The sequence below is a fragment of the Sphingobium sp. KCTC 72723 genome (assembly GCF_014280435.1).
GTDB lineage: Bacteria > Pseudomonadota > Alphaproteobacteria > Sphingomonadales > Sphingomonadaceae > Sphingobium.
On record NZ_CP060388.1, the window covers coordinates 3,612,448 to 3,625,472 of the forward strand.

At 60.5% G+C, this 13,025-nt stretch carries 12 protein-coding genes; 4 read left to right on the forward strand and 8 right to left on the reverse strand.

The window, feature by feature from the left end; genetic code table 11:
* Window positions 1-36: 36 nt before the first annotated feature.
* Window positions 37-756, reverse strand: a complete 720-nt coding sequence (locus SPBM01_RS17440) for a TetR/AcrR family transcriptional regulator (protein ID WP_262504246.1) — start codon at window positions 754-756, stop codon at window positions 37-39.
* Between the two features lie 308 nt (window positions 757-1,064).
* On the opposite strand from SPBM01_RS17440, the gene SPBM01_RS17445 reads away from it, so the two are divergent.
* Window positions 1,065-2,204 carry an LLM class flavin-dependent oxidoreductase gene (locus SPBM01_RS17445; RefSeq protein ID WP_188062804.1) on the forward strand — a complete coding sequence of 380 codons (1,140 nt, stop codon included), beginning with the start codon at window positions 1,065-1,067 and terminating at the stop codon, window positions 2,202-2,204.
* A gap of 47 nt (window positions 2,205-2,251) precedes the next feature.
* Here SPBM01_RS17445 and SPBM01_RS17450 read toward each other — a convergent pair whose 3' ends face one another.
* Genes SPBM01_RS17450 through SPBM01_RS17465 form a run of 4 tightly spaced genes read right to left on the reverse strand, consistent with a single transcriptional unit; the run spans window position 2,252 to window position 5,887 of the window.
* The gene (locus SPBM01_RS17450) at window positions 2,252-2,854 is read right to left on the reverse strand and encodes a TetR/AcrR family transcriptional regulator (protein WP_188062805.1); all 603 of its coding nucleotides are present in this window, start codon (window positions 2,852-2,854) and stop codon (window positions 2,252-2,254) included.
* A 56-nt stretch (window positions 2,855-2,910) separates the two neighbouring features.
* Window positions 2,911-3,846, reverse strand: a complete 936-nt coding sequence (locus SPBM01_RS17455) for an SMP-30/gluconolactonase/LRE family protein (RefSeq protein WP_188062806.1) — start codon at window positions 3,844-3,846, stop codon at window positions 2,911-2,913.
* Between the two features lie 19 nt (window positions 3,847-3,865).
* Entirely contained in the window at window positions 3,866-4,723 is an 858-nt protein-coding gene (locus SPBM01_RS17460; RefSeq protein ID WP_188062807.1) for a crotonase/enoyl-CoA hydratase family protein, read from the reverse strand.
* Window positions 4,724-4,777: 54 nt separating this feature from the next.
* Entirely contained in the window at window positions 4,778-5,887 is a 1,110-nt protein-coding gene (locus SPBM01_RS17465) for an LLM class flavin-dependent oxidoreductase (protein ID WP_188062808.1), read from the reverse strand.
* A gap of 291 nt (window positions 5,888-6,178) precedes the next feature.
* Between SPBM01_RS17465 and SPBM01_RS17470 the strand changes: the two genes are divergently transcribed.
* Window positions 6,179-7,864: a class I adenylate-forming enzyme family protein gene (locus tag SPBM01_RS17470; RefSeq protein ID WP_262504247.1), complete on the forward strand. Its 1,686-nt coding sequence runs from the start codon at window positions 6,179-6,181 to the stop codon at window positions 7,862-7,864.
* 31 nt (window positions 7,865-7,895) lie between these two features.
* A complete protein-coding gene (gene ribB / locus SPBM01_RS17475) occupies window positions 7,896-9,032 on the forward strand; it encodes a 3,4-dihydroxy-2-butanone-4-phosphate synthase (RefSeq protein WP_188062809.1) in 1,137 nt (378 codons plus the stop codon).
* Window positions 9,033-9,073: 41 nt separating this feature from the next.
* On the opposite strand, the gene SPBM01_RS17480 is transcribed toward ribB, so the two are convergent.
* The 3 genes from SPBM01_RS17480 to SPBM01_RS17490 are packed head-to-tail and all read right to left on the reverse strand — an operon-like array spanning window position 9,074 to window position 11,923.
* On the reverse strand, window positions 9,074-9,565 hold the full coding sequence (locus tag SPBM01_RS17480; protein ID WP_188062810.1) for a flavin reductase family protein: 492 nt from the start codon (window positions 9,563-9,565) through the stop codon (window positions 9,074-9,076).
* Between the two features lie 8 nt (window positions 9,566-9,573).
* On the reverse strand, window positions 9,574-10,827 hold the full coding sequence (locus SPBM01_RS17485; RefSeq protein ID WP_188062811.1) for a cytochrome P450: 1,254 nt from the start codon (window positions 10,825-10,827) through the stop codon (window positions 9,574-9,576).
* Between the two features lie 13 nt (window positions 10,828-10,840).
* Window positions 10,841-11,923 carry a zinc-binding dehydrogenase gene (locus tag SPBM01_RS17490; RefSeq protein ID WP_188062812.1) on the reverse strand — a complete coding sequence of 361 codons (1,083 nt, stop codon included), beginning with the start codon at window positions 11,921-11,923 and terminating at the stop codon, window positions 10,841-10,843.
* A gap of 344 nt (window positions 11,924-12,267) precedes the next feature.
* Here SPBM01_RS17490 and SPBM01_RS17495 point away from each other — a divergent pair, with 344 nt between their 5' ends.
* On the forward strand, window positions 12,268-13,014 hold the full coding sequence (locus tag SPBM01_RS17495) for an SDR family NAD(P)-dependent oxidoreductase (RefSeq protein WP_188062813.1): 747 nt from the start codon (window positions 12,268-12,270) through the stop codon (window positions 13,012-13,014).
* Window positions 13,015-13,025 lie beyond the last annotated feature (11 nt).

A 13,025-nucleotide genomic window follows, 5' to 3' on the forward strand; every position in this document is an offset into this window, starting at 1 on the left:
AACCGATTATGCGCGCACCGTCCCGTCAAGTCCAGTTCAGCCAAGCGCAAGATCGACGGGGTCAGACGGCCCGGAATAAGCGGCAGGTTGTCGGGACGACGCCAATCGAAGCGGCATACACATGCTGCCGACGATTTGCTCCATCGTGTCTTCCAGCGCATCTGGGAAAGATTCGCCGAACGCGGCTTCATCGGTTCCGTGATGGCGCATCAGGATGTTGAGGAACATGAGGCTGACGCTGATGAGCCGCCGCTGCGCCACATAGGGGGGGAGGTAATCGACACGCTGACGCATCAGTTGCAGCGCCTGGGTCAGATGGGGCGGTTCCGACCCGCTAAAGTCGCCAAACTCCGGCGATCGGCTTTGAAGCAGATATTGGCTCAGGAAACTGGCATAAGAATGGTTGCCGTCCGCATCGTGCAGGCCAAGCTGTGGCAGCAGGATGATTTCGAGGATGGTCCGGGCATCCTTGAGGCTGCCGGTCGCCCTGGCGCGTTCGAGCATGGCGCCGCGCTCTGCCTCCATCTGCTCCATGCGATAATCGAAAATGCCGCGGACCAGACCTTCGCGCGAACCGAAATGATATTGCACGGCAGCATGATTGCCCTGGCCAGCCTTCGTCGCGATCTCCCGCATCGAAGAGCCATTGATGCCATTTTGCGCAAAAAGCTGTTCTCCCGCCAGGATGAGCCGCGTTTTTCCGTCAATGGCTTCGGTCGTTGGCGGGACTTCCAGTTCAATTTCCGCGTTCGCCACCGCAATATCCTAAAACAGGTGTAATATTTCTATCGCCGCCTGGAGCGTGATAAATGCGACCGAAGCGCCATCCAGTTTGCACGATATCCCGGAAAAAACAAGTTTTCGGCATTTTTTCAGACAAAGCCCGTCGGAAAAACCATATTTGCCTCGACCGAAAAGCCATCGGCGATGGCCGGCGCATTTACACTTGACTTAAAGTGGCCAGAAAGATTATTCCCTAATCGTCATTAGACAACGACATGCCGGCACCGCGCCAAGACGGTCAAAAACGGCACGACGCGACAGACGCTCAAGGAGAGACTTTCATGGCGATGGAAACCGGCCTTATCTTTCACCCCTATATGCGCCCCGGACGCACGGCGAGGCAGACGTTTGAATGGGGTGTCCAAAATAGCATAGCCTGCGACAAGGCAGGCTTTACCTCGATGATGATCTCCGAACATGCGTCGCAGATCTGGGAAAATATTCCCAACCCCGAACTGATCATGGCCGCAGCCGCGTTGCAGACGAGCAATATCCGGTTCGCGCCGATGGCCCATATCCTGCCGCATCAGCATCCCGCAAAGCTCGCCGTCATGATCGGCTGGCTGTCGCAAATATTGGAGGGACGCTATTTCCTGGGGATCGGCGCGGGCGCCTATCCGCAGGCATCCTATATGCACGGCATCAAGGATGCCGAACCGCAGATGCTCAACGATATGGTCCGCGAATCGCTGGGCATCATGGAGAAGATCTGGAAGCGCGAGCCATTCTTCTATGAAGGCAAATATTGGGACGCAGGATTCCCTGAGGAAGCCCCTGCCGAAACCGAAGATGACGAGCAGCATATGCTGGCGAATTTCGCGCCCTATAATGGCGCTTTGCCCGAAATCGCCGTCACGGGCTTCAGCGCCAATTCGCCGTCGATGAAGCTTGCAGGGGAACGCAATTTCAAGCCAGTCTCGATCTTTTCGGGCCTGGACGCGCTCAAGCGTCACTGGGAAATCTATTCCGAAGCCAATATCAAGGCGGGGTTCACGCCCGACCGGCAGCGCCATGCGGTATCGCAGACGGTATTTTGCGCCGACACCGACGCGGAAGCCAAGCGTCTGGTGATGGAAGGTCCGATCGGTTATTGTTTCAACAAATATCTGATCCCGATCTGGCATCGTTTCGGCATGATGGACGGCTTTGCCAAGGACGCGGGTATCGACCCGGCCAATGCCGACCTGGAATTCCTGGTCGACAATGTGTTCGTCGTGGGTTCGCCCGATACGGTGGTCGACAAGCTGAACACGCTGTTCGAAGGCTGTGGCGGCTGGGGCACCCTTCAGGTCGAATCGCACGACTATTATGACGATCCCACGCCATGGTGGAACTCGCTGGAACTGATCGCCAAGGAAGTGGCACCGCGGGTCAAATTGCCTGGGGCCAAAGCGGTTGCGGCGGAATCCGTCGCTGCCTGAACATGATAGGTGAGGAGGGGGGAATTTTCCCCCCTTCCCATATCCCCTTAAACAGTGCGCGGGTTACCGCTGGCAAATCCGTGCAACAACAGATCCGCTGCTTGCTCTGCGATCTGGCCAGGTGCCAATTTCCCCGGCCGATACCAGGATGAGCAGGAATCCAGCATGGCGATCAGGAACTTCCTGACCACGGTAGGGTCGAGCGCCGCGCTGGCGCTGCCATCAGCCTGCGCGGCGACGATGAGGTCGCGCCAATAATTGTCGAAGCTGGAATAGGCGGCCAGAACGCGCCGCCGCATTTCGTCCGGCAGATCGTCGAACACGCGCGCCACGGCGGAGGAGTAATCGTCGCCTGACAGCAAAAAGTCGATATGCGCGACGATCGCCGCCCTTAGCCTGACCAGTGGGGCCGCCTGTGGTCCCAATACTTCGACGCGGGCCACGATATGGCGACTGTTGTGGTAAATCCCTTCCATCATCACTTCCTCGACCAGATGATCCTTGGACGGGAAATGATGATAGATGCTGGGTGCCAGCATCCCGGCACCTTTGGCGATTTCGCTCAGTTTGGCGCCAGCCAGCCCCTTTTGCCGGAGGACTGTTGCCGCGGAATCAAGAATGCGCGTTCGGCCGTTATCTGCGTGTGCCATGGCATCCCTTAGCAATAATCTCAGGGAAAGACAGTAGTGCAGTCAGATGTCGCGTCCTACCCGGCATAAGGGGAATTAGGCACGCCGGATGCAGGTGGGTCCAATATTTCGAACAACCCGCCCGCCAGTGGCTGTTTTGCAAAAGTATCGGCGGAAAAGCCCTGCGATCCGGTGATCAGGAACAACCGTTTATAATCACTGCCACCAAAAGCCGGGCGAAGGCCACGGCGCACCGGCAAGCGTCGTTCCTCCAGCAAGGTCGCATCCGGCGCAAAGCGGCGCAGCACCCAGCTTTCGTAGAAGGCCATCCAGATGCAGCCATCGACATCCACGGCCATGCCGTCGGGATAGCCATCGTCCGGCTTGAAGGTCAGGAAGTCGCGACGGTTTGAGAGCGTGCCATCGTCGGCTACGTCATAGGCCCAACTGACCAGCGGCATGGAATCATTCACATAGGCGGTGCGGCCGTCGGGGCTGAACGCCGGACCATTGGCGGTCACGATATTGCGTTCCTGCGTACTGACGCTGCCATCGGCGTCCAGCCGATAGAGTTCGCCAGTGTTGCGCACATCGAGGTTGCCGAGCGTGCTTTCCTTGTCGTCGGTGGTCGTGCTTTCGTCCCACTGGCTGGAATCGCACGAGCCGGACCAGTAGCGTCCCTGGCGATCCGTCACACCATCATTGAGCCGCGCGATCCGGGGATTGGGTATCGGATGGATGAACGGCGCGTAGATCTGCTTGTGGGGATCGACATGGGCAAAGCCGTCGGCGCAGGAGGCGATGAAGCCGCCGCCGGCGCGGGGCGCGATCGCGCTGATCCAGGCTGGCGCGTCCCAGCGTCCCGTCCGGCCGCTGTCCAGATGGAACCAGTTGATGCTGGGTGCTTCGATATCGACCCAATAGATGCAGCCGTCCCGATCGTCCCAGACCGTGCTTTCGCCCAATATCGCCTTGGCATCCCACAGGCACCGCCAGCCTTCGCCTTCCATCATCGCCTCATCCTGTCTGCTGTTATAATTTGATTACCGGATCGCCGAACGGCTCGTCGCGCTGGCGTACCGCCTCCTTCAACCCCTCGGTCCGCACCGTGTCGTTGAACCGGGAGCGGCTGGCGGCAAGGTGGCCGCGCGCGTCCATTTCGGCGGACATGCGCTGCAACGTGCGCGCGCCCATCAGTTCAAGACCGATATTCACGATCCGTTTATTGGCGCTGAGCAGGTCGGCGTCGATCAGGGACAGGCGCGCGGCGAGCGTCGCCACCTCTGCGCCGAGCTGGTCGGCCGGGACGGATTTGAGCGCCAGCCCGATGGTCGCGGCGTCCTGGCCACGGATCGAATCGCCGGTCAGCAGCAGCCGCTTGGCCCATTGCGGACCCACGAGATAGAGCCACATATGGCTGGGCAGAGAACCCTGCGAGCGCGCCGGGGGGAAACCGAACAGCGCATCGTCAGCGCAGATCACCATGTCGCAGAGCAGCGCAAGGTCGGTGCCGCCCGCCAGGCAGCGGCCATGGACCTGGGCGATGACAGGCTTGTGCATGTCGAACAGCGCCATGCGCAACCGCTGCGCCCGTTCCTGGTGCCAACTGTCGTCGTCGAATTTGGCACGACCCCGTTTGTGATCGACCTGCCCCGGTATCGGCTGGTCATATTTCTGAAGATCATAGCCGGAACAGAAATCCGGACCGGCGGCCTTTAGGACCACCGCATGAACCCGGTTATCCTCGTCGGCATCCCATAGCAGGGCGCAGAGTTGCTCCTGCAACGGCTCGCTCAGCGCATTGCGCTTTTCGGGACGATTGAGGGTGATCCAGGCCGTACCGTCACGGATTTCATACAGCAGCAACTGTGCAGCGCCTTCCATCGTCATCCTCTCTCTCTGGTCCGCCACGGCGTCTTGCGCGCCGTGACGGATGGTAACAGGTCAGGCCACCGATTGCAGCGGCGGGGGCGACGCGGCCGGGACCGACACGTCGATGTCCTTGAGATGCGGGAGAACCTTGCTTGCAAACAGCTCGGTATTGTCCCGACCGACATCGAAGGGCATGTCGCCGAACTGGGTGTAGATGATGAAGCTGCCCACGTCGAAGCGATCGACCATTGCCTTGAGCTTCTCCACCACCTCTTCAGGGCGTCCCCATATCTGGAGATCGGCCAGGAAATTATTGAACTTCTCGATACCATGTTTCTCGACGCTGCTGGCCAGAGCGCCATAATATTCATAGCCCTCGATCTTCTCAAATTCCTTGTTGCCGAACTGGTAGAAGGAGGATGTGGATCGGGCATATTCGACCAGATATTTGTCGCGCATTTCCTGCGCCTTGGCGGCATCTTCGTTCACCGCGACGAAGGCGACGACGACCGGCTTGGGGGCGGGGCGCCCCTGCATGGCGAAGAAGCGGTCGCGATAGCTTTTCACATCTTCGGCCACCCGGTCCCAGGGCTTCTGGGCGATGATCATCAGGCCAACGTCGAGATTTGCCATCAGCTTGACCGACTCCGGCGATACCGCCGATGCGAACACCCGGCCACGATAGCTGGCATAGGGCCGCGGGCGCAATTCGACGCGCGGCTGTTGCAGATATTTGCCGTCATATTCCATGACCCCGGTCTCCAGGGCAGCGAGCAGCGCTTCGGCATATTCGCGGAACCGGTGGCGTGCTTCGCCCATCGGCACCTGGAACCCGTCAAACTCGCCCTTGCCCAGACCCCGGCCAATGCCCAAAATCGCGCGCCCTTCCGACAATTGGTCGAGCAGCAGGAAGCTTTCGGCGATGCGGACCGGGTTTTGCCATGGCAGGACCGTAACCGTGGTGCCCAGCTTGATGCGTTTGGTCTTGGCCGCGACCCAGGACAGGAACTGGGGGACGTTGGGGGTCATCATATAGCCGGTGAAATGATGCTCCGGGGTCCAGACGGAATCGAAGCCGCGATCCTCCGCCCCTGCCGCCAGGGCCAGTTCGTGCCGGTAAACCTCGTTATCGCTGACCTGATCCTTCAGATTCTGGAACGTCAGCCCCAAACCCACATCCATAAACGCCTCCAAGACACTCTGCTGAAATTAAACTAATCAAAATTAGGCCACTTTGGCAAGACCCTGATGCAAACTTTGCCGCTGGACCAATCGGCAGCCGTTCTATCCGTCCAGCGAAGCCAGATTGTGAACCACAGTAAAATTCATTATTATCAGTGATATAAATGGATTTTGGAAATGGATATGAGCGCGGGTAAGTCGCAAAGCTTTCGCCTGGAAAAAGGACAGCGCTTGACGCAAAAGGGCAAAGGCGGCATATTAATTTCTATTAGGTAGAGGAGGAGCGCCCCGGTGATCGAGGTCATAGCAGAACGACGGCGGGCCATTTCCGATCGGCATCCCATCTGGGAAGGCATGACGGTGGATGCCTATCTCGCACGGGTGCAGTGCCATTTCGCGACGAAGCCTCTCGTCATCACGGATGCAGAAACGCTAGATTATGCGTCGGTCCATGCGCAGTCCGCGCGATTTGCTGCGGCCCTGTGCGGAATGGGCATTGCCCGCGGTGATCGCGTGGGGCTGTTGCTGGCCAATTATCCGATCACGGTATCGCTGATGTTCGCCATCTGGCGCGCGGGCGGCGTCGCCGTGGCGATCAACACGCTCTATGCGCCCAAGGATCTGGAATATGCGGTTCGGGAAGCGGGCTGCAATGTCCTGATCAGCATGGCGCGCTTCGGGTCGCGCCGTTATGATCTGGAACTGGACGCCCAGGTTCCCGGCTGGCGCACCGGCGATTGCGCCGCCCTGCCGGAATTACGCGCGGGCCTGGTCTATGATGCGGAAGCGCCCCAGGCCTTTTTCGACTCTCTGCCGGTGGGCGCGTTGCCGTCGCAAGGGGCGGAGCCGCATGATCCCGCCGTCATCATGTTCACGTCCGGCACGACCGGATCGCCCAAGGGGGTCGTGCAGACCCATGACAATCTGCTGCGCGCGGCCTATGCGGGAGCCTATCATCAGGCATTCGATGAAGGGCGACGCGCGGTGTTCTCGCTGCCGCTCTATCATGGCTTCGGACTGGTCGTGGGCCTGCTGTCCGGCATGATCGTTGGCGGGTCGATCGTCCCGCTGCTCCGCTTCGATGCCGACGCGCTGCTGGCCGCGACACAGCGCCACCGCGCGACCTATTTGATGGGCGTACCCACGATGACGATCGCGATGATGGAGCGGGCGAAGGTCAAATCCTATGATCTTGGTTCGCTCACCGCCGTCCACAGCGCGGCTGCGCCGACCCCCAGTTGGGTGTGGCGGGACATTCAGGAGACGTTCGGTTGCGAAGAAATTTTCACCAGCTATGGCCAGACCGAAGCGACGGCGACGATCGTCTGCACCCAGCCGGGTGATCCGATCGACATTGTAGCAGAGACGCAAGGGTGCATCGTGCAGGCAGGCGTAGCCGGGATCGCCGAGCAGGACGGCCGGATTTGCGAATTCAAGACCATCGATCCCGTCACTGGCGCTGATCTGCCGCCGGGCGTCGCGGGCGAACTCTGCACGCGGGGGCCAATGAATAGTCTTGGCTATTTCCGCCGACCGGAGGAAACGGAAAAGCTGTTTCTGCCGGGCGGATGGCTGCGCACCGGCGATCTGGGGCAGTTTCGGCCTGACGGGAACCTGTTCCTGACCGGACGGTCGAAGGAATTGTACAAGAGCCGGGGCGAGTTGGTGTCGCCCAAGGAACTGGAGCAGCTCGTCACCACTCATCCCGCGATCGGCCAGGCGTTCTTCATCGGTATGCCCGACGATCGCTGGGGCGAGTGCGGCTGCGCATGGATGGTGCGCGCGGAGGGCCATGCCGTTTCGGACGAAGACATCCTCGTCTGGCTGAGGCCGCAGGTGGCCGGGTATAAATTGCCGCGCGACATCTGGTTCATCGCGGAAGAGGATTTGCCGAAAACCGGCACGGGCAAGGTCCAGAAGAACATCCTGAAAGACATGGCGCTGGCCCACCTCGCCACGCAACGCGGCGCAGCCTGAAAACATAGCAGACATATGGAAAGACGGATCGATGAGTAGCGAAGGCATTTCGTCCATAGAGGACATCATTCACGACGCGATAAACGGGCTGCCCTATATATTGGTCGATGCCGACGATCGCGAGAATGAAGGCGACGTCATCATACCGGCGCAGTTCGCGACCCCGCGCCAGATCAATTTCATGGCCAAACATGCGCGCGGCCTGATCTGCCTGGCGATGACGAAATCGCGGGCGGAGCAGCTGAAACTGCCGCCCATGGCCGCCAACAATCAGTCCGGCCATGGCACCGCCTTCACCATATCCATCGAAGCGCGCGAAGGCGTCACCACCGGCATATCCGCGCAGGATCGCGCGCACACCATTGCCGTGGCGGTCGATCCGACCAAGACATCGGCGGACATCGTGTCGCCGGGGCATGTGTTCCCGCTGACGGCGCGTGACGGCGGCGTTCTCGTGCGGGCAGGCCACACCGAAGCGGCCGTGGATATATCTCGCCTGGCAGGGCTGACCCCGGCCGGCGTCATCTGCGAAGTGATGAACGACGATGGCAGCATGGCGCGGCTGCCCGAACTGCTCGTCTTTGCCAAGGAACATGGATTGAAGGTCGGCACGATCGCCGACCTTATCGCCTATCGGCGGCGGTTCGAAAAGCTGATCGAGCGAGTCGCGAGTGCGCCTTTTCACAGTTTCTACGGCGGCGACCTGACCATCCATGTCTATCGCAATCTGGTCGATGGCGGCGAGCATGTCGCACTGGTCAAGGGCGACATCCGCCCCGATCGCGACACGCTGGTCCGCGTGCATCAGGTCGACATGGCGACCGACATGCTCGGCTGGTCCCAGGCGCATCCCGATTATGTGCCGCAGGCGCTGAAAGCCATTGCCGCGCATGAGGGGCAGGCCGTCGCGGTCTTCGTGCGCGATCCCGGCCCGGACTCCATCTCGAAACGGATCATGGGTGGGCGCAAGACCTATCATGATGCCAATGCCACCCGCGACTATGGCATAGGGGCGCAGATATTGCTGGATCTGGGCGTGCGGCACATGACCTTGCTGACGTCGAGCAAGGCGAAGCTGGCGGCACTGGAAGGATTTGGCCTGACGGTGGTTGATCGCATTCCCCTGCGCGACGCCAACATCGCGCCCGCGCACATGCTGGCCGGGTGAAGCGGGGGGAGGGTTGATTGCCCTCCCCCTGTTATATGCGGTCAGAGCAAAGGCGAGACTTTGCCGTAGCGTCCCTTGTGAAACAGCAGGGGCGCGCCGGGATGGTGGATGTCCAGAGCGTGGACTTCACCGATCGCGATATAATGGTCGCCCGCCTCATGAATTGCATGGAAGGAACAATCGATCCACGCGAGCGCGCCGTCCAGTATCGGCGCGCCGCGTGCCGACAGATGATGCGGCACCCCATCGAACTTGGCAGGATCCTTCGACGCCAGCGTCCGGCATAGACCTTCCTGATCGTCCGCCAGTACGTTGACGCAAAATCCGCCACAGGCCTCGATCTTGGGCCAGCTGGACGAAGCCTTGTCGGGGAAGAAGGCAACCAGAGGCGGGTCGAGCGACACGGATGTGAACGACCCGACGATCATCGCGGCAGGCGTGCCGTCCGGCTGCATGGCGGTGATGGCGCATACGCCGGTCGGATAATGGCCCAATATCTGCCGAAAGGTGGCGGCGTCGGAGACTATGGACATGTTTTCCCTCACACTTTCCAGACCAGCGGAATATCTTCGACCGCCGATACGATACCGGCATGATAGACGGGTGCCGCGCCTTCTTTAAGCGCGAAATGGGGGATGCGGGCCAGCCATTCCTGCAACATCACCAGCACTTCCATGCGCGCCAGGTGCATACCCGCGCAACGGTGCGGCCCCTGCGCAAAGGTCGAATGGGCGACATTGCGGCGGGATAGGTCGACCGTCATGGGGTCTTCATGCTGGCTATCGTCCAGGCCATGCAGCGCCGTGGGCAGCAAAATGAGGTCGCCAGCCTTCAGCTGCGTGCCATAATATTCCATGTCCGCCACCACATAACGCGCGTCGGACACGACGGCGAAGCGACGGAACATCTCCTCCACGCCGCGTTGCAGCTTCATCGGGTCCGCCACCATCTCCTCGACCGTTTCGGGATGGCGCGCGAGGTAGATCATCATGAAGCTGAGGAAATTGACGACGGTATCCAGACCGCCCAGCAGCAAAAGCGACACCAGCCCAAGCATCTTGTCTTCGGGCATCGGTGCGCCGTTGATTTCACTATTCACCATCTGCGTGATCAGGTCGGTGCCGGTGCCGCCACGCCGCTGCGCGATGATCGGCGCGACATAGGCGAAGAAGCCCGCATTCGCCTCCCTCAGCGATTGGCCCTGCTCCTCGGGCGTGTTGCCCGACGGCCGGGTCATTTCCTTGGCCAGCGCATTGAGGCCCGCCGCATCCTCCATTGGCAAGCCCGCGAGCGCAAGAAAGACTTTGACCGGAAAAATGTTGGCGAAATCCCTGGCGAAGTCGCAATGGCCCTGCGCCGCAAAACCTTCGATCAGGTCGATAGCCACCGCCCGCACATCGCTTTCGACCTTGCGAATCTGGGCAAGATTCAGCCCCTTGTCGATTGCCTTGCGATAGGGCGTATGTTCGGGCGGGTCCATCTTGGTCGGGACCATGTCATAGGCCTCACCCGCCTCACGCGGCACCCAGATGACCCGGCTGGAAAAGCGGTCGGGGCTGCGATAGATTTCGTCGATCAGCGCGCCGCGCGTGGCGATCCAGTGGCCGCCGGTAAAGGGGGTCCAGACCAGCGGCGGCGTATCGGGCTGCTGCACCTTCTTCCAGGCTTCATGCACCCCTTCCTCAATGCCATCGAGATCGTAGATGTCGATGTCGCGCACCAATGGCGCGGGCACATGATCGGGAATGGCCATGCGGTGCTTGGCGGATGGCGGGGCGATCGTATCGACGTTCATGCCAGCGTCCTTCTTAACTGATGGTGGGGTCGATGACGGCCTTGGTGGCGACGCCATTCTTGGTGACGGTCAGCGCCTCTGCCGCCTGACTGATGCTGAAACGATGGCTGACCAGCGCTGCCAGCGGCACCTGATTTTGCACCCGCGCCGCGAACTGCATCCCCTGATAGTAATTTTTGGGCGCCGGGAAGGATGCGCCGCCGATCGTCAGGTTTTTCAGCGTCAGGTCGCGCGGGGAAATTGGCTGCGTACCAATCGCGCCCCACAGGCCCAATATGATATAGCGGCTGTGGATGCCGCTAATGTCCACGCCCTCCGGGAATGCGGGCAGCGCGCCCGCCGCCTCGATGACGATGTCCGGTCCCTGCCTGCCGATCCGGTCGTAGATCATGCGCTTGCGCTCGTCAGGGGACAGGCTGAGCGACACGGTGGATGTCGCGCCCAGCGTCATGGCGGCGTCCAGCCGGGCCTGCGCACCGTCGATGACGATGATTTCCCGCGCCCCGGCTTGCGCCGCGACGAGGATGGCGGACAGGCCCACTGGCCCTGCGCCCTGGACGACGACGGAGTCGCCGAAACGCACCGGGCCGCAGCGATCAAAGCCGCGCAACACCGTCGGCAGCGCACAGCCCAGCGCGGCGATCGCTTCAGGCTGCGCGCCGTCGGGCAGGCGATAGAAGGGCATGTTGTTGGGCAGCCAGGCATAGTCGGAATAGCTGCCCCAATTGGGCTTGGCGGCGTCTTCGAAATATTGGCTGTTTTCGCACGGCGTCTGTTCCAGCACGGTGCAGGAATAGCAGCGATGGCACAGCGCGATCGGCGACCAGATGACCAGATCGCCAGCCTTGACCGGCGTTCCGGCATAGTCGGTGGAAACCCCGGCGCCCAATTGGGTAATTTCGCCGACGCCTTCATGCCCCAAGATGATCGGGAAGGGCATTTCGCCTGCTTCGCCGGTGAGGATATGGACGTCGCTGCCGCAGACGCCGCCCAATATCGTGCGGACGAGCGCGCCGCCCGGCTCTGGCGCATGGACCTCGACATCCCATGTTTCCAGACGGTTCTTTTCAACGAGTACTGCGGCTTTACCGTACATGACTATCCTCCCGATAACGACACGATCCGGCTGTGCCATCTCGTCACCATAATGTCGCGCCGGGTTGATCCCGCGTCCAATCGCCACAAAGCTAATCTTAATTAGACAAATTATGCAATAGCTAATCTCAGATCACACCACCACCGACAGGCTTGTGCATCGAAACTGCAAACGCAAAAATTGGTTATAATATTGTAATATATATGTTATTTTTCACTTTGATGGAGCAATAATGGTATGGCCCGCCGCCATGATCAACACCGTTCTTGACTTTCAAACCAAGAGACGCTTTGTATAACCGAAATTAGGCTGAAAGAGCCAGACAGCCAAGCATAGGAGAGAATATGGGCCGCCTTACAGGAAAAACCGCCGTCATCACCGGCGCTGCGCGGGGCATGGGCGCGTCGCACGCCCGCCTTTTCATCCAGGAAGGCGCCAACGTCGTCCTGACCGACCGCAATGTCGAGGGCGGCAAGGCGCTGGCGGCCGAACTTGGTGAAAAAGCGATGTTCGTGGCCCATGACGTGACCCTGCCGGAATCCTGGGCGGACGTCATCACCGCGACGGTGGACGCCTTTGGCACCATCGACATTCTGGTCAACAATGCCGGCATATTGGGTCCGATGGCGACGACCGCCGACCTGACCGAGGAAGGCTATGCGCAGGTATGCGCCATCAACCAGCATAGCGTATTCTATGGCATGAAGGCGGTCCTGCCGGTCATGGTCAAGGCCGGGCGCGGGTCCATCGTCAACATTTCGTCGATCGCGGGCATGGCCGCGAATTACGGCTTTCCGAGCCTGGCCTATGTCGCGAGCAAATTTGCCGTGCGCGGCATGACGAAGGCCACGGCGGTCGAATATGGCAAGCATAATATCCGGGTCAATTCCGTCCATCCCGGCTTCATCCAGACGCCGATGATGGTCGAGGCGACCGATGAGGTGGGCGGCGATGCACTGGCCCAGATTCCGCTGGGCCGGATCGCCGAACCAATCGAGGTTTCGAACCTCGTCCTGTTCCTGGCGTCCGATGAATCCTCCTACATCACCGGGTCCGAACATCTCGTCGATGCCGGCATGTTGGCGCATTAGGCGCTAGACGG

Bases quoted from the DNA above. Each gene is read 5' to 3' on its own strand.
- ribB (WP_188062809.1), top strand. From the start codon at position 7,896: ATGAGTAGCGAAGGCATTTCGTCCATAGAGGACATCATTCACGACGCG.
- SPBM01_RS17445 (WP_188062804.1), top strand. From the start codon at position 1,065: ATGGCGATGGAAACCGGCCTTATCTTTCACCCCTATATGCGCCCCGGA.
- SPBM01_RS17495 (WP_188062813.1), top strand. From the start codon at position 12,268: ATGGGCCGCCTTACAGGAAAAACCGCCGTCATCACCGGCGCTGCGCGG.
- SPBM01_RS17460 (WP_188062807.1), bottom strand. From the start codon at position 4,723: ATGACGATGGAAGGCGCTGCACAGTTGCTGCTGTATGAAATCCGTGAC.
- SPBM01_RS17465 (WP_188062808.1), bottom strand. From the start codon at position 5,887: ATGGATGTGGGTTTGGGGCTGACGTTCCAGAATCTGAAGGATCAGGTC.
- SPBM01_RS17455 (WP_188062806.1), bottom strand. From the start codon at position 3,846: ATGATGGAAGGCGAAGGCTGGCGGTGCCTGTGGGATGCCAAGGCGATA.
- SPBM01_RS17450 (WP_188062805.1), bottom strand. From the start codon at position 2,854: ATGGCACACGCAGATAACGGCCGAACGCGCATTCTTGATTCCGCGGCA.
- SPBM01_RS17480 (WP_188062810.1), bottom strand. From the start codon at position 9,565: ATGTCCATAGTCTCCGACGCCGCCACCTTTCGGCAGATATTGGGCCAT.
- SPBM01_RS17485 (WP_188062811.1), bottom strand. From the start codon at position 10,827: ATGAACGTCGATACGATCGCCCCGCCATCCGCCAAGCACCGCATGGCC.
- SPBM01_RS17490 (WP_188062812.1), bottom strand. From the start codon at position 11,923: ATGTACGGTAAAGCCGCAGTACTCGTTGAAAAGAACCGTCTGGAAACA.